Origin of the sequence: Micromonospora humi, from assembly GCF_900090105.1 — a bacterium.
Lineage (GTDB): Bacteria > Actinomycetota > Actinomycetes > Mycobacteriales > Micromonosporaceae > Micromonospora > Micromonospora humi.
On the sequence record NZ_FMDM01000005.1, the window covers coordinates 306,939 to 322,057 of the forward strand.

A 15,119-nucleotide genomic window follows, 5' to 3' on the forward strand; every position below is an offset into this window, starting at 1 on the left:
GCCTGGACCGGGGGCCTTCGTGGGTGCGGTGGCGCTACCTCGGCGCGCCGATCGGCGACGGCAGGATCAGCACGTCGGCGAGGTTGACGAACATGATCCGGTGGCCGAACTGGACCTGCACGTACCGGTTCTTCCCGCGGACCACGGTCCGGTCGCCGGGTGCCGTGCCGTCGAACGAGACGGCCCGGTAGTACTCGCCCGGCAGCACGCCACCGACCGCGTACCGCTGGCCGGCGGCGAGCGTGTACTGGAGCGGGGAGATGGTCTGGTAGGGGATGGTGTCCGGGTAGGCGGCCTGCTCCGGGTAGGCGCGGCCGTACACCGGGATCGTGGCCTTGCCGGGCCGCGGCGTCACCACGAAGCCGGTCGCCCACTTGGCAGTGGGCGCCGAGGCCGGGTTACGGAACCACGCCTTCTGGCCGAGATACCAGATCGCCGTCCAGTCGCCCTGCCGGCCGGCCACCGCGTAGGTCTGCCCGGCGGAGGCGCGGGCGCCGTGGTCCGAGATGTACATCGTGTCCGGCGTGCCGTCCGGGCGCAGCCCGAGGTCGTTGACCAGCGGGGCGTCCGCGCTCGGCGCGGTCCGCAGGAGCACCGCCGAGGAGCCGCGCGACGGGCAGGTCTCGGCCGGCGGGGTGGGCGTCGGGACGCCCGGCGGCTGCTGGTTGCAGCCGACGAACGCCGGCCGGTTGGTGGCGAAGTCCGGGTCGATGGTGACCAACCCGGTGCGCGACGTGCCGGTGGTCCGGAACGGCGCCTTCATCAGGTCGAAGTAGTGCGACCAGTCCCAGTAGGGGCCCGGGTCCCAGTGCATGCCGCCGACCGTGCCGGCGGTGGTGCCGGGCACGTTGTCGTGACCGATGATGTGCTGCCGGTCCATCGGGATGCCGAACTTCTGCGCCAGGTACCGGACCAGCTTCGCCGAGCTGCGGTACATCGCCTCGGTGTACCAGGTGCCCTGCCCGGCGAAGCCCTCGTGCTCCAGGCCGATGGACTTGGCGTTGACGTACCAGTTGCCGGCGTGCCAGCCGACGTCCTTGGCCTTGATGTGCTGGGCCACGTAGCCGTCGACCGAGCGCAGCGTGTAGTGCCAGCCCAGGTAGTCGGCCCGCTTCACCAGGTCGACGCTGGGGGCGAAGTAGCCCTCGGTGTCGTGGATGACGATGTATTCGATCTTCTGCTGCTTCGGCCGGTCGCCTAGGTCGTGGTTGCCGTAGTCACCCGGGTCGGCGCTGAGCTGCTCGTAGGGCGCGGGGACCCACTCGCAGGCCAGCCGCACCGGGCACTCCAGCCCGTCCGGCCGCGCGGCGTGCCGCAGCCCGAGCCGGGTCAGGCCGGCGCGGTCCGGGCGCGCGGCGGTGGCGGCCAGCGTGACCCGCTGCCCGTCGTCGGTGGTGCGGGTCGCGCCCTGGCCGAGCTGGTCGTAGACCTCGTCGGCGAAGGCCGCCGCCGCGTCGGCGGTGTCCGCGCCGGAGTAGCGGGCCACCGCGCCGTACCAGGCCGCCGGGTCGCTGCCGGCGCCGACCGGCCCGCCCAGTGCCTTCTGGTACGAGGCGAGCAGCGCCGCGCCGCCACGGATGTTCGCGGCCGGATCGGTGCGCAGCTTCTGCGCGTCGAGGCCGGTGAGCGTCGCGGCGGTGTCGAGCGTCTGCAGCGAGGCGGTCGGCAGCGGCGTCTCCCGGGCCGGCGCGGCGGCGGTGGCCGGGTCGAGGGTGAGCGGGCGCGAGTCGTCGCCGCGCGGGTCCTCGTCCTCGTCGACGTGCGCGCTGCCGGGCAGGGCGAGCACTCCGGTGGCGTCGGTCAGGTGCATCGGGCCGTAGCCGCCACTGGTGCTGGGCCGGCCCGGGTGGGCGTCCCAGCGGGACTCCAGGTAGGAGACGCCGAGCAGCACGTTCTGCGGCACGCCGTACTCGGCCGCCGCGGCGGCGTACTGCTGCTGCCGGTCTCCGGCGGACGGCGCGGTCGGTGGCGCGGCGATCACCGGGCCGGTGGTCGCCAGCGCGGCGGCGGTCGCCACGGCGGCGGCGAGCAGTATCCGTCCGCCCGAGGGCGGGGGTGAGAGGTGCATCGAACCTCCTGGACAGGGATGGGGGTCACTGCGTCCCCCACCCTCACTCCGTTGCCCGGGAGGGTCAATACCTTTCCGGTGGGTAATCTGACGTGAAAGAAAGCTTCACTCGTGTTTCGCGTCGGATATTCGGTACGGAGTGTCACGGTCGTTCGGGTTGCGGATCGATAACAGAGGTACCTACTCTGGTCAATCGTCGGCCGCCAGTTTCATCGTCCAACCCGGGCGGTGACGGTCCGACACCGCCGAGTCGCCCACGGGCGAACCGGGGACCCAGGTACCTGGGGTGAATCCGCAGCCACTGCGGTAGGGCGGCTCCCTTCCCGCCCGAACCCGTCAGCTAACCCGGTAGGCGGTCAGACGAAGGAGTACGGACGCCCGGTGGCACACCATGCCCCGCGGCCGACGTCGAACCGGTCCGTCGACCGGTCCGCAGTCGTGCCGCGTTCCCGCTGGTCCCGCTTCACCACCACACTCGCCGCCCTGGTCGGCGCCGCGGTCGTCCTGACCGGTGGCGCGACGGCGGCCCACGCCGAACCGTCGGTCGCCGAGATCGAGGCGCAGATCGACCGCGACTGGAACAAGCTCGAACCCGTCATCGAGCAGGTCAACTCCGTACGCGAGCAGCTCGCGGTGCGGCGTCGGCAGGCCGATGCGCTCGGCAAGCAGATCGCCCCGCTCCAGGCCCGGGTGGACGCCGCGCTCGGGCAGGTCGGCGGGCTCGCCGCCGACGCCTACAAGGGTGACAACCTCTCGACCGTCAACGCCCTGCTGGGCAGCCGCTCGCCGAGCGAGCTGGTCAGCGGGCTGGAGATGCTCGACCGTTTCGCGCACCACCAGCAGGAGCAGGTGCGCGACATCGCCGAGCTGCGCGACGAGCTGGCCGCGAAGAAGAAGCCGCTGGACGCGATGGTGGCCGACCTGAGCCGCACCCAGGCGCAGCTCGCGGCGAAGAAGAAGCAGATCGACGCCGAGATCGCCAAGCTGCAGAAGCTGCGGCTCAAGGTGTACGGCAACGGTGGCGGCGGTCCGCTGCGTCCGGCGCCCTGCCCGTCCGGATATCCGGGCGGCGCGGCCGGGGTGGCGGTCAAGTTCGCCTGCGCCCAGATCGGCAAGATCTACGTCTGGGGCGCCGCCGGCCCGGACCACTTCGACTGCTCCGGCCTCACCATGGCCGCCTGGGCCAAAGCCGGCGTCTCGCTGCCGCACAACGCCCGCCAGCAGCACAACGTCACCCAGCGGGTCAGCCGCGCCGAGCTGCGCGCCGGTGACCTGGTCTTCTACTACGGCGACCTGCACCACGTGGGCATGTACGTCGGCGACGGCTGGGTGGTGCACGCCTCCCAGTCCGGCAAGCCCATCACCATGAAGCGCGTCGACGACGGCGACATCAACAGCTACGGCCGCCCCGGCTGAGATGTAAGGAGGGGCCCCCGCTTAACGCATTCCGCATAGGCGGGGGCCCCTATTAACAACCTCGGTCAGCGGGTCGGCCAGGTGCGCCAGCTCTGCCAGGAGCGGCTCGGCGTGGGGCCGCGCTGGCCCTGGTAGCGCGAACCGTAGACGGCCGACCCGTACGGGTGCTCGGCCGGCGAGGAGAGCCGGAAGATGCACAGCTGACCGATCTTCATCCCCGGCCAGAGCGTGATCGGCAGGTTCGCCACGTTGGACAGCTCCAGCGTGACGTGACCGGAGAAGCCCGGATCGATGAAGCCGGCGGTGGAGTGGGTCAGCAGGCCGAGCCGCCCCAGCGACGACTTGCCCTCCAGTCGACCCGCCAGCTCCTCGCCCAGCGAGATCACTTCCAGCGTGGACGCGAGCACGAACTCGCCCGGGTGCAGCACGAACGGCTGCCCCTCCGGCACCTCCACCATCGATGTCAGGTCGTCCTGCTGCATCGACGGGTCGATGTGGGTGTAGAGATGGTTGTTGAAGACCCGGAACAGCCGGTCCAGGCGTACGTCGATGCTGGACGGCTGCACCAGCGTGGGCTCGAAGGGCTCCAGCGCGAGCGTGCCCGCCTTGATCTCGGAGACCAGGTCGCGGTCGGAGAGCAGCATCGGAACACCATAGCGACCGGTACGGGTGACCTGCGTGTCGGACTGCACTCTCGTACATGTGTTCGATAGAATGTCGGCATGGCTTCCTGGTCCGAATTCGCCGCCGACGAGCCCCGCCTCGCCGCCGAGATCCGCCTTCTGATCCAGCAGTACGGGCCGGGCTTCGGCTACCTCGCCACGGTCCGCGCCGACGGCGGCCCCCGGGTGCACCCGGTGTCCCCGCTGATCACCGACGACGGCCTCTGGTGCTTCGTCATCGACTCGCCGAAACGGCGCGACCTCGAACGCGACGGCCGCTACGCGTTGCACTCGTTCCCGCCGGAGGAGAGCGACGACGAGGCCTACGTGGCGGGGCGGGCCCGCCCGGTGTCCGACCCGGCCGCGGTGGCCCGGCTGGCCCGGCTCGGGCGGGCGACGCCGCAGGGCGACTGGCGGCTGTTCGAGTTCACTGTCGACGTGGCCATGTTGACCCGGCGCGATCCGGTGGCCCGGTCCGGCGGCGGAGGGCCGCAGGTGCGGCTCTGGCTCGACCCGCGTGGATCCGGGCCGGCTTCCCGGCACGAACCGCTCGACCCGCTGAGGGCCGCGCCGGCTCGCCGTGGCGACCCGCCCGTCCCGGAGGCTCGGCGCGGCCGGCACGGGTTCGACACCCGCCGGCCGGCCGCCTGACCCGGCGACGACCGGGGTCGTCGCGGTGGCTCGGCCGGGCCCGCGAACGACCGGCGCCGGCCCTGTCCGCATGGACGGGGCCGGCGCCGGTTTCGCGGTGCGGCAGGTCAGGCCGCGCGGTAGGCGTTCCACGCGGTGAGCATGCGGCTCGCCTGGCCGGCGGTGAACTGGTACATGCAGGAGTCGTAGGTGTAGTCCATGAAGTTGGTGATCGGGTCCTTGCCGGCGGTGGAGCAGGTGTCCCGGCCGGTCGGGCACTCGTACGCCGGGGAGGCCTCGGCCGGGGTGTCCGAGACGCTGTCGCCCGAGCCGGAGCAGCCGCCCTGGAAGGTGTGGTAGAGGTTCAGCCAGTGGCCGATCTCGTGGGTGCCGGTGTCGCCCTGGTTGTAGTTGGTCGCCGTGCCGCCGGGCAGCGACTCGTTGAGCACGACCACGCCGTCCATCTTGTCCAGCGTCCGCTTCGGGAACGTCGCCCAGCCGAGCAGGCCGTCGCTCAGCTCACCGAGGTACATGTTGAGCGTGTTCTTGCCGCCCGTGCGCAGCGAGGTCTTCATCGACCGCTCCGCCGAGGAGCCCTGCACGATCGGGTACCACGACGCGTTGGTCACCCGGTTGATCTTCGTGAGCTGGAACGAGAACGCGGTCGCCGCGCCGCCGGTCGAGCCCGCGTACGCCTGGTTGAGCACGGTGATCTGCTGGTTGATCAGCGAGTCCGGGATGTTGCCGCCGGCCCGGGTGCTGTTCTCCTGGATGACGTGCACGACGACCGGGATGGTGACGGTCGCCAGCGGGGCGACGGCGCCGGTCCGGAAGTTGGCCCGCTCGCGCTGCGCGGTGGCGAGGTCGGCCTCGCGCTCGCGTACCTGCTTGGCGGTCAGGTGGTTCGGGTCGAGCTTGGCGTGGCCGCCCTTGGCGACGCGGGCGTCGGCGTGGGTGTCGGCCGGCTCGGCGCAGACGCCGGCCGGGGCGGCCGAGAAGGCCGAAGCAGCGGGGACGACGCCGACGGCCGCGGTGCTGACCAGCAGCGCGAGGGTCGACGTCGCGACACCGGCGGTACGCCGGGTCAGCAGGTTGGGACGGAGTCCCATGGGCCCACCTCTTTCTGACGGCGTGACCGGGGGTGTGTCACGCCGGGTCGGAAACGTGGAGCAGACGTTACATCCCATCGACGGATTTGAGAACGGCCATATGTTGCCGGCGTGCAACATTGCTTGATCAACGGGCTCGTCCGCTCCGGCGGTGGTACCTGGGTGCACGGGCGTGGTGACCTCAGGTACAGTGGTGCCGCCTGCGGGTGTAGTTCAATGGCAGAACATCAGCTTCCCAAGCTGACAGTGCGGGTTCGATTCCCGTCACCCGCTCCGACGCGAAGGCCCTGCCCAGGACGCGAGTCCCGGTCGGGGCCTTCTGCCTTCCGCGTGACCGGCGAGGTCGTCCTAGAGTTCCGGTATGGCCTTCTTCGCCGTGCACCGCAACGGCCGGCCGGCGACCGCCGACGACCTGGCGCCGCTCGCCTTCGCCGGGAACGCCCACTTCACCGCCATGCAGGTGCGCGACGGCCGGGTACGCGGCCTCGATCTGCACCTGGCCCGCCTGCGTGCAGCCTCCCAGGAACTGTTCGACGTCGCGCTGCCCGACGACCGGGTGCGTGCCGCGATGCGGGTGGCGGTCGAGGCCGGCCCGCCGGACGTCACGCTGACCGCCACCATGTACCCGGGGCCCGGCGACGAACCGGATCTGCTGGTCCGGACCCGGGCCGCCGCATCACCGCCGGGCGGGCCGCTGGCGCTGGCGGCGTACGAGTACGAGCGGTTCCTGCCGGCGGTGAAGCACGTCGGTGAGCTGGCGAAGAGCCACCTCGCCCGACGGGCGGTCCGGGACGGCTTCGACGACGCCGCGTTCGTCGACCGAAACGGCCGGCTCACCGAGGCGTCCATCTGGAACCTGGTGTTCGCCGACGGTGACTCGATCGTCTGGCCGGAGGCGCCGATGCTGGTCGGCACCACCATGGGTGTCCTCCGGCGGCAGCTGGCGCGGCTCGGCGTGCCGCAGCGCACCCGGCCGGTCACGATCGACGATCTGCCCGGATACACCGGGGCGGCGGTGCTGAACTCGCGCACGCCGGGGGTGCCGGTGTCCCGGATCGGTCCGGTACGCATGCCGGAGGCGGCAGCGTTCCTGGCCACACTGCACGGGGCCTACGAGGCGGAGCCGCCGGTGGAGGTCTGAGCGGTCAGGTCGAGGACGTGCCGCACGGCCGGCTTCCCGCCCAGCTCCACCTCGCCGTCCGGTACGAAGCCGGCGCGCCGCAGCACCGCCAGCGACGCCGGGTTCGCCAGCGCCGCCGAGGCGACCAGCCGGCGCAGGCCGTACTCGGTGCGGGCCAGGTCGCAGACGGCGCGCACGCCGCGCCGGGCCACGCCGCGCCCGGTGGCGTGCTCGGCCACCCGGTAGCCCAGTTCGGCGCTGCCGTCGGCCACGTCGAAGAGGTTGAACCGGCCGAGCACACTCCCGTCGTCGTCCACCAGCACGTGGAAGTGGCAGATGCCGCGCTCCTGCTCGTCGAGCAGGGCCGCGTGCCGGTCCGCGAACCCGGCGAAGTACGCGTCGCCCCGGTCGGCGACGAACCGGGTGAAGTAGGCCCGGTTCTCCCGCTCGAACTGCAGCAGCGCGGGCGCGTGATGGGCGGCGAGGCGTTCGAGGTGCGGCACCGCGTCAGGCTAGTGAGTCGTAGGTGCGGAGTTCCACCGTGTTCCCGTCCGGGTCGCTGACGTAGATCGAGGTGCCGGTGCCCCGGGCGCCGAAGCGCGGCACCGGCCCGGTCAGCACCGTGAACCGCCCGGATTCGACCACGGACGGCCAGTCGACGGGTGCCACCACCAGGCAGAAATGGTCCACGGTGGATCCGTCCCGCTCGCCCACCACCAGGTCGATGATGGTGCCGGCGTCGACGCGTACCGACGGGAACGGCACCTCGCCGGCGCGCCAGCGGTCGACCCGCACCGGGGCGAGGCCGAGCGTGCCGCAGTAGAAGTCGAGGGAGCGTTCGACGTCGCCCACCGCCAGCACCAGGTGGTCGAAACCGGTCACACGCATCGTCATCAGGTCCTCCTGACCAGGTTGGGAACACCGTCAACCCTGGTCGGAGGCGGAGGTCGGACCAAGCCGCGATCGCTCTACCATCGTTGACCGGAAGTCAACGACGGGAGCGCCGGTTGCTGGAGCGGTACGAGATCGAGGCGTTCCTGACCCTGGCCGAGGAGCTGCACTTCGGGCGCACCGCCGAGCGGCTGCGGGTGACCACCGGGCGGATCAGTCACGTGGTGCGCAAGCTGGAACGGCGGATCGGCGCGCCGCTGTTCGAGCGGACCAGCCGGGTGGTCCGGCTCACCCCGATCGGTGAGCGCCTGGCCGAGGAGATGCGCCCGCTGGTGGCCGGCATCGAGGACGCGGTCCGCCGGGCCGTGGACGCCGGGCGCGGGCTCACCGGCGAGCTGCGGGTGGCGTACGTCGGTGAGTCGACCGCGCCGGTGCTGCTGCGGGCGGTGGCCCGGTTCACCGAACGCCACCCGGAGTGCGAGGTGCACGTCCACGAGGCCCCGCTGGCCACCACCCGGTCGAGCCTGGTGGACGGTTCGATCGACGTGCTGATCGCCTCGTACCCGTTCGACGGGATGGCGAACGGCCCGGCGCTGCTGCACGAACGCCGGCTGCTCGCGGTGGCCGCGGACCATCCGCTGGCCGGCGCGGAGTCGGTGTCGCTGGAGGTGCTCGGCGACCATCCGGTGATCCAGTACCCGGCGGTCACGTCGGAGGCGTTCAAGCGGGACCGCACGCCCGACCGGACGCCGGCGGGGCGCCCGGTGCCGAAGGGCCCGGTGGGCGGCAGCTTCTCCGAGATGCTCGCGCTGGTCGCGCTCGGGCGCGGGGTGCTGCCGGTGGGCGAGCAGACCCGGCAGTACCACGCCCGGCCCGACCTGGCCTACGTGCCGATCCACGACGCCCCGCCGATCCGGCGCGGCCCGGTCTGGCTGGCCGGCAACACCACCACCCGGGTACGCGAGTTCGTCCGCGCGGCGGTCGACGCCAACCCGCCCCCGGAGGCGTCCACGTCTTGACCCGGACCCTGCGGCAAGGCCCAGCGTGGTCCCTGCCGGCCATCGGGGCCGGCGCGAGGAGGAGGGCGACATGCGGCTGCTGACCATCGGGGCGTTCGCCCGGGCGGCCCGCCTGACCGCCAAGGCGCTGCGGGTGTACGACGACTGCGGGCTGCTGCCGCCGGCCGCCGTGGACCCGCACTCCGGCTACCGCTACTACGCGCCGGAGCAGCTCGACCGGGCGCGGCTGATCGCCGCGCTGCGCCGGGCCGGCATGCCGCTGGCGGAGATCCGGGCCGTGTGCGGGCTGCCGCCGGACGCCGCCGCCGAGGCGCTCGACGCCTGGTGGCGGCGGGTCAGCGCGGACACCCTGGCCCGCGGCCGGACCGTCGCGCTCCTCGTCGACCAGCTCACCGAGAGGGGCACCACCATGTCCGGGAACACCACCTTCCGGTACGCGGCGCGCCGCGAGACCGGCGCCGTCCGGGACTCCAACGAGGACACCGCGTACGCGAGCGACACGCTGCTCGCGGTCGCCGACGGCGTACGCGGGCCGGGTGGCGCCGCCGCGAGCGCCGCCGCGGTGGACGCGCTGCGGTCGCTGGAACGGGCCGACGGACCGGCCGCCGACCTGCTCGCCGCGCTCGCCGACGCGGTCTCCCGCGCCGACCGGGCGGTACGCGCCCAGGGCACCGGCGACGACCGGCCGGCGAGCACGCTCACCGCGATCGTCCGGCGGGGCACCCGGCTCGCCCTGGTGCACGTCGGCGACACCCGGGCCTACCTGCTGCGCGGCGGCGAGCTGTCCCGGCTCACCCAGGACCACACGTACGTCCAGACGCTCGTCGACCAGGGGCGGCTCACGTTGGCCGAGGCCGGTGCGCACCCGGAGCGGGCGCTGCTGGCCCGGGCGCTGGGCGCGGGCGGCGAGGTGGAGGCGGACCTGGCGTTGCGCACGGCGCTGCCCGGCGACCGCTACCTGCTCTGCTCGGACGGCCTCTCCGCGGTGGTCGAGCCGGGCGCGCTGCACACCGCGTTGGCGGAGGCGGACGACCCGGAGACCGCCGTCGGGCGGCTGGTCGACCTGGCGTACGCGGCCGGCGCGCCGGACAACGTCGCCTGCGTGGTGGCCGACGTGCCGGCCTGATCGACCGACCCGGGCCGGCATGTCCGGCCCGGGTCGTACCCTGGCGATCATGCGAATTGGCATCGTGATCCTGCCGGACCAGCGCTGGTCGCAGGCGCGCCGGCGGTGGGCGCAGGCGGACGAGTGGGGTTTCGACCACGCGTGGACCTACGACCACCTGGGCTGGCGTGACCTGGTGGACGGGCCCTGGTTCGACTCGTGGACGACGTTGACGGCGGCGGCGACGGTCACCTCCCGGGTCCGCCTGGGCACGCTCGTCGCCTCGCCGAACTTCCGCCACCCGGCGGCGTTCGCCCGCCAGGTCACCGCGCTCGACGACGTCTCCGACGGCCGGGTGCTGCTCGGGCTCGGTGCGGGCGGCATCGGCTTCGACTCGGCGGTGCTCGGCGGGGAGACGCTGCCGCCCCGGCAGCGGGTGGACCGGTTCGCCGAGTTCACCGAGCTGCTCGACCTGATCCTGCGCGAGGACGGCACGACCTGGCGCGGGGAGTGGTTCGCCGCGGTGGACGCCCGCAACAACCCCGGCTGCGTCCAGCGGCCCCGGGTGCCGTTCGTGATGGCCGCGAACGGGCCGCGCTCGATGCGCCTGGTCGCCCGGTTCGGGCAGGGCTGGGTCACCACCGGTCTCGACGGCGACGACCTGGAGGCCTGGTGGGGCACCGTGGCGGAGCTGTCCGACCGGATGACCCGGACGCTGGAGGAGGCGGGCCGCGATCCGGCCACGCTCGACCGCTATCTCTCGCTGGACTCGGCCCCGGTCTTCTCGCTGACCAGCGCCGACCTGTTCGCGGAGCAGGTGGCCCGGGCGGCCCGGCTGGGCTTCACCGACGTGGTGACGCACTGGCCCCGGGCCAGCAGCTGGTACGCCGGCGACGAGGCGGTGCTGGCCGAGGCGGCCGCGCTGCTGCCGGAGTTGCGCCAGGTGTAAGGAGGGGGCCCCGCTTAACGCATTCTGCATAGGCGGGGCCCCTGCTTAACACCTCAGGTGCCGACGCTGCCCTCGGCGGAGACGAGCCGGAATCGGAGGCAGACGATCCGGCTGTCGTCGGTGACCGGCGTGCCCTGCCGGGCCCAGTACGCGCCGTGGCCGGCCCGCCACTCCTCGATCGACCGGTCGCCCTCGCCCTCGGCGCGGGCGAACTCCCACGGCACGTCGGCGAAGCGCACCACCTCGACGCCGGTGATCTCGACGACGCCGACCAGCGCGTCGTGGTCGTCGACCAGGGCCAGCCGTTCGCCGACGTGTTCCAGTTCCTCGTTCTCCTCGGCGTACTCGCCGATCAGACCGGCGGTGGCGGTCTTCACGCCGGCGAGCACGAGGTTGTTCAGGTCGGCGCGCAGCCCGCCGGGGGTGCCGAGGGCGAGCGCGCGCAGTCCACCGATGCGGGGCCACATCCTGCCGAGGCTACTCAGATCAGCCGGCCGGCGTGGGCGGGTGCGGCCAGTACCCGCTGGTCACCTGTCGTCGCGTAGGCCTCCAGCACCGCGTCGGCGAGCTTCACCACGTGTTCGTCGCCGTGCCGGGCCGCCCGGGCGAACACCTCGTCCGGATCGGCGGATCCGCCGACCGGCGCCGAGGCGGCCGGCGTCGGTGCCGCGTACACCGAGGTCACGGCCGCCGTCGCGGACCAGGCCGCGGCGACGCTCGGGGCCCGCAGCGCCGGGTCCAGGGCCGGCAGGGTACGCAGCACCGCGGTCGGCGCGGTGACCGCGTGCACCAGCATGACCGGCTCGCCGTGCCCGAACCGCAGGTAGTCCAGCGCGGCCCGGTGCACCATCTCGCCGAGCGTGCGGGCGGCCTCCTCCGGGTCGGCCGGCGCGCGCAGCGCGGTCACCGCGCCGGGCCATCCGGGTACGCCGGTCAGCCGACCCAGCCGTTCCCGGATGCCGCCGGTCCGCTCGGCGATCCGGGGCACCCCGGCCAGCGCGGACGCGACGTCGGAGCGGCCGGTGAGCGGGCCGGCGCCGGGCACCGGCTGCCAGCGGGCCGCCCAGTAGCCGAGCGCCTGACCCAGCTCGGTGCGACGCTCCGGGGTCTCCCCGTCGACACGCAGCACCCGCACCGCGTGGCCGACCCGGATCACACCGTGGGTGGCGCCGGCCGCGATGCCGGGCAGCAGCCGGGGCCACCACTCGCCGAGGACGTCCCGCCACGGCCGCTCCCGCAGGTCGCGATCGAAGTGGTGGAGCCAGTCGCCGGTCCGTTTCGGGTCACCGAGCGCGGCGCGCCAGTCGTCGATCGGCCGCAGCCCGCGGGGCAGCTCGTCGAGTCGGCGCAGGTAGCCGTCGAGCCAGCGGTGCACGCCGGCGCCCTGCCCGTGCCGGACCAGCGCCTCGGCGGCCATCGGCCCGTGGTTGGAGAGCCAGCCTTCGAACTCGGGTCCGGTGCGGTGCAGTCGGTGGTACGCCTCGTCCAGGATGTCGTCCATCCGTCGATCGTCCGGGTTCAAGCTTGCTTGAGGTCAAGCGTCGGGGAGTTGGTCGCCGGTGAGCAGGGCGCGCAGCCGCAGCCGTCCGGACACGGCGGGCGGGCAGGTGGACACCAGCGCGACGGCGCCGACCGGCTCGGCGGCGGCGTCCCGGACCAGCCGGTGCAGCGCGTCGAGCTGTGCGCCGGTGTCGACCCAGTCGTCCACCAGCAGCACCCGGTCGGCCGGGCCGAGGCGTCGGCCGTCCACGCCGATGCGCAGCCGCTGCCCACGGTGGTCGGGCGGGGTCTCCGCCCACCGTGTCGGCCCGACCCGCCGCCGTTCACCGCCCGCCTTGTACGCGGGCAGGAAGCCCGCGCCGACGGCGGTCGCGACCAGCGGTCCGAGCAGCAGGCCGGTCACCTCTGGGGCGATCACCACGGTGGGCCGCGCGTCGGGGTGCAGGCCGGCCAGCGCGGGCCCGACCTCGGCGAGCACGTCGGGGTCGCGCCACCAGCCGGAGAGGTCGCTGACCAGGTGGCTGCTGGCCGGCCCGGGGTCGGTCCAGCGGAACAACTCGACCAGGCGACGGCTCAGCACGCGTTCCATCCTGCACGCCTTCCACCGTTCGGCCCAGCGAGGATGGCGTGATCGGCTACACGTACCAGGGTAAATGCGGGCATACCACCATGATCACGTTGACTTCGGAAGTGCTTCTCTCGTTACGGTCCGGGCCGGTTTGTTGAGTTGACGAGAGGACCGACCCGGTGGCTGCTAGGCACCTTCGTACCCGTTCGTTGTTCTCCTCGCCCGCCGGCATCGCCGCCACCGCGGCGGTCGGCGTGGCGCTCGCCGTCGGCGGCACCGTCGGCGCGGTGCAGCTCACCTCCGCCGAGCCCCCGGCCGGGCCGGCCGCCGTCGAGGCGCTGCCCAGCACGCTCGCCCCCACCCCGGCCGCGCCGTCGCCGAGCGCGTCCGCCTCGCCGACCCTCAGTCCGTCGCCGAAGGCCACGCCGAGCGCGAAGCCCACCCGCACCCAGCCGGCGTCGCGCGGCAAGGCCCGGACCGCGGCGCCGAAGCCGACCGCCACGAAGAAGAAGACCGCCGCCCCGAAGGTGGTGGACAGCGGCTCCTGCGGCGCGTCCTTCTACGACGAGGGCCAGATGACCGCGAACGGGGAGACGTTCAACCCGGACGCGCTGACCGCCGCGCACAAGACCCTGCCGTTCAACACGAAGGTCCGGGTCACCAACCCGGCCAACGGCAAGTCCGTGGTGGTCCGGATCAACGACCGCGGTCCGTACATCGACGGCCGGTGCATCGACCTGTCCCGCGCCGCGTTCGCGGCCATCGCCTCGACCGGCCTCGGTGAGGTGGACGTCCGCTACGAGGTGCTCGGCTGACCGGCCCGTCAGGCAGAACTTCCGCGACGGACGGGCCAGGTTCATTCTCCGTCTCACATCCATCAGGCATGCTGTCCGATGTACGCACTCGACCCTTCCAGCCGGGCCACGGCCCGCTGAGCCCCGGATCCCGCGCCGGCCTCGGCGCGGCCCTCGCGCTGCTCGCGATCGTCTCGGCCGTGGAGGCCGGCGACGGTCGACCGGCGCACTACCTCGCGCTGATGGCCGCCGCGCCGGTCGTGGCCGCCGCGTTGGCCGACTGGCGGGTGGTGCTCGCGGTGGGGGCGCTGGCCACCTCGGCCGGCATCGCCTTCGCGATGTGCGAGCGGGGCGCCTCGCTGGTGACCGCGGTCAACGTGGCCGCGATCGCGCTGGTCACCGTGATCGCCGCCGCCACGGCCGCGGTGCGGCAGCGTCAGGCGGAACGGATCGTGGAGCTGTCCCGGCTCGCCTCGGTGGCCCAGCAGGCGGTGCTGCGTCCACTCGGCCCACAGGTCGGCACGCTGGCGGTGGCCGCGCGCTACATCTCCTCCACCGCGACCGCCGAGATCGGCGGTGACCTGTACGAGGTGATGGACACCCCGTACGGCGTCCGCATGATCATCGGTGACGTACGCGGCAAGGGCCTGGACGCGGTCCGGCTCGCCAGCATCGTGCTCGGCTCCTACCGCCACGTGGCCTACGAACGGGCCGACCTGCGCGCGGTGGTGACCGACCTGGACCGGGCGGTGGCCCGCAACGTCGGCGACGAGGACTTCGTCACCGCCGCGCTGGTCGAGGAGCGCGGCGGCACGCTCACCATCGTCAACTGCGGGCATCCGCCGCCGCTGCTGCTGCGCCGCGGTCAGGTGATCCCGCTGGAGCCGCCGGCACCCGCGCCGCCGCTCGGCTTCATGCCGGTGGTCCGGCCCCGGGTGGAGCGGTTGGAGCCGGGAGACCGGCTGCTGCTGTTCACCGACGGGCTGGGCGAGGCCCGGCGGGACGGGGAGTTCTTCCCGACCGCCGACCGGGCCTGGCGCCTGCTCGGCCACGGCACCGTCGGCGACGGGCTCGCCTCGCTGGAGACCGCGCTCGTCGAGTGGGTGCACGGTCGCCTCGACGACGACATCGCCCTGGTCCTGATGGAGTACGCCGGCCCTCGGAACGCCGCGGCGGCCCCGGTGCCGAGCTGGGAGGTCGGCGCCGCCGACGGGTGAACCGGAAGTGTGTAATCGCTGTCACTTCCGAGATCGGCTTGTCGTTGCCTACCGGCGAGTAATACAGTCTG

At 73.3% G+C, this 15,119-nt stretch carries 16 protein-coding genes, 1 tRNA gene and 1 riboswitch; of the genes, 9 read left to right on the plus strand and 8 right to left on the minus strand.

Annotated features, from left to right (window positions below):
* Positions 1-34: 34 nt before the first annotated feature.
* A complete protein-coding gene (locus GA0070213_RS12170; protein WP_091062045.1) occupies positions 35-2,068 on the minus strand; it encodes an N-acetylmuramoyl-L-alanine amidase in 2,034 nt (677 codons plus the stop codon).
* A 233-nt stretch (positions 2,069-2,301) separates the two neighbouring features.
* Positions 2,302-2,439: riboswitch (cyclic di-AMP (ydaO/yuaA leader) on the plus strand.
* 67 nt (positions 2,440-2,506) lie between these two features.
* On the opposite strand from GA0070213_RS12170, the gene GA0070213_RS12175 reads away from it, so the two are divergent.
* Positions 2,507-3,484: a C40 family peptidase gene (locus tag GA0070213_RS12175; RefSeq protein ID WP_245716362.1), complete on the plus strand. Its 978-nt coding sequence runs from the start codon at positions 2,507-2,509 to the stop codon at positions 3,482-3,484.
* Between the two features lie 65 nt (positions 3,485-3,549).
* Here the strand turns inward: GA0070213_RS12175 and dcd are convergent, their stop codons facing one another.
* The gene (gene dcd, locus GA0070213_RS12180; RefSeq protein WP_091062417.1) at positions 3,550-4,128 is read right to left on the minus strand and encodes a dCTP deaminase; all 579 of its coding nucleotides are present in this window, start codon (positions 4,126-4,128) and stop codon (positions 3,550-3,552) included.
* A gap of 78 nt (positions 4,129-4,206) precedes the next feature.
* Here dcd and GA0070213_RS12185 point away from each other — a divergent pair, with 78 nt between their 5' ends.
* The gene (locus tag GA0070213_RS12185; protein ID WP_091062048.1) at positions 4,207-4,797 is read left to right on the plus strand and encodes a pyridoxamine 5'-phosphate oxidase family protein; all 591 of its coding nucleotides are present in this window, start codon (positions 4,207-4,209) and stop codon (positions 4,795-4,797) included.
* A 107-nt stretch (positions 4,798-4,904) separates the two neighbouring features.
* Here GA0070213_RS12185 and GA0070213_RS12190 read toward each other — a convergent pair whose 3' ends face one another.
* A complete protein-coding gene (locus tag GA0070213_RS12190) occupies positions 4,905-5,885 on the minus strand; it encodes a zinc metalloprotease (RefSeq protein WP_091062050.1) in 981 nt (326 codons plus the stop codon).
* Positions 5,886-6,087: 202 nt separating this feature from the next.
* Here GA0070213_RS12190 and GA0070213_RS12195 point away from each other — a divergent pair.
* Positions 6,088-6,158 (plus strand) — tRNA-Gly (locus GA0070213_RS12195).
* Between the two features lie 88 nt (positions 6,159-6,246).
* Positions 6,247-7,026 (plus strand): aminotransferase class IV family protein, encoded by a 780-nt coding sequence (locus tag GA0070213_RS12200; RefSeq protein WP_091062052.1) that lies wholly within the window; start codon positions 6,247-6,249, stop codon positions 7,024-7,026.
* Here GA0070213_RS12200 and GA0070213_RS12205 read toward each other — a convergent pair.
* Positions 6,996-7,508, minus strand: a complete 513-nt coding sequence (locus GA0070213_RS12205; protein WP_091062054.1) for a GNAT family N-acetyltransferase — start codon at positions 7,506-7,508, stop codon at positions 6,996-6,998. The two genes, GA0070213_RS12200 and GA0070213_RS12205, sit on opposite strands and share 31 nt — an antisense overlap.
* Positions 7,509-7,512: 4 nt before the next feature.
* Positions 7,513-7,899 (minus strand): VOC family protein, encoded by a 387-nt coding sequence (locus tag GA0070213_RS12210; RefSeq protein WP_217628612.1) that lies wholly within the window; start codon positions 7,897-7,899, stop codon positions 7,513-7,515.
* Between the two features lie 113 nt (positions 7,900-8,012).
* On the opposite strand from GA0070213_RS12210, the gene GA0070213_RS12215 reads away from it, so the two are divergent.
* The 3 genes from GA0070213_RS12215 (at position 8,013) to GA0070213_RS12225 (ending at position 10,969) form a co-directional block, all read left to right on the plus strand.
* Positions 8,013-8,915 carry a LysR family transcriptional regulator gene (locus tag GA0070213_RS12215; protein WP_091062056.1) on the plus strand — a complete coding sequence of 301 codons (903 nt, stop codon included), beginning with the start codon at positions 8,013-8,015 and terminating at the stop codon, positions 8,913-8,915.
* A 70-nt stretch (positions 8,916-8,985) separates the two neighbouring features.
* Positions 8,986-10,041, plus strand: coding sequence for a MerR family transcriptional regulator (locus tag GA0070213_RS12220; protein ID WP_091062058.1), 1,056 nt, complete (start codon positions 8,986-8,988; stop codon positions 10,039-10,041).
* 19 nt (positions 10,042-10,060) lie between these two features.
* Entirely contained in the window at positions 10,061-10,969 is a 909-nt protein-coding gene (locus GA0070213_RS12225) for an LLM class flavin-dependent oxidoreductase (RefSeq protein ID WP_091062059.1), read from the plus strand.
* Between the two features lie 53 nt (positions 10,970-11,022).
* Here the strand turns inward: GA0070213_RS12225 and GA0070213_RS12230 are convergent, their stop codons facing one another.
* Genes GA0070213_RS12230 through GA0070213_RS12240 form a run of 3 tightly spaced genes read right to left on the minus strand, consistent with a single transcriptional unit; the run spans position 11,023 to position 13,058 of the window.
* A complete protein-coding gene (locus GA0070213_RS12230; protein WP_091062061.1) occupies positions 11,023-11,436 on the minus strand; it encodes an ASCH domain-containing protein in 414 nt (137 codons plus the stop codon).
* A gap of 14 nt (positions 11,437-11,450) precedes the next feature.
* Positions 11,451-12,470 carry a questin oxidase family protein gene (locus GA0070213_RS12235; RefSeq protein WP_091062063.1) on the minus strand — a complete coding sequence of 340 codons (1,020 nt, stop codon included), beginning with the start codon at positions 12,468-12,470 and terminating at the stop codon, positions 11,451-11,453.
* A gap of 33 nt (positions 12,471-12,503) precedes the next feature.
* Positions 12,504-13,058, minus strand: coding sequence for a phosphoribosyltransferase (locus GA0070213_RS12240; RefSeq protein WP_175441308.1), 555 nt, complete (start codon positions 13,056-13,058; stop codon positions 12,504-12,506).
* Positions 13,059-13,216: 158 nt separating this feature from the next.
* Between GA0070213_RS12240 and GA0070213_RS12245 the strand changes: the two genes are divergently transcribed.
* Together GA0070213_RS12245 and GA0070213_RS12250 are read left to right on the plus strand one after the other, a co-directional pair.
* Positions 13,217-13,852, plus strand: coding sequence for a septal ring lytic transglycosylase RlpA family protein (locus GA0070213_RS12245; protein WP_091062066.1), 636 nt, complete (start codon positions 13,217-13,219; stop codon positions 13,850-13,852).
* A 68-nt stretch (positions 13,853-13,920) separates the two neighbouring features.
* Positions 13,921-15,048 carry a PP2C family protein-serine/threonine phosphatase gene (locus GA0070213_RS12250; RefSeq protein ID WP_091062068.1) on the plus strand — a complete coding sequence of 376 codons (1,128 nt, stop codon included), beginning with the start codon at positions 13,921-13,923 and terminating at the stop codon, positions 15,046-15,048.
* The last annotated feature ends 71 nt before the right edge of the window (positions 15,049-15,119 follow it).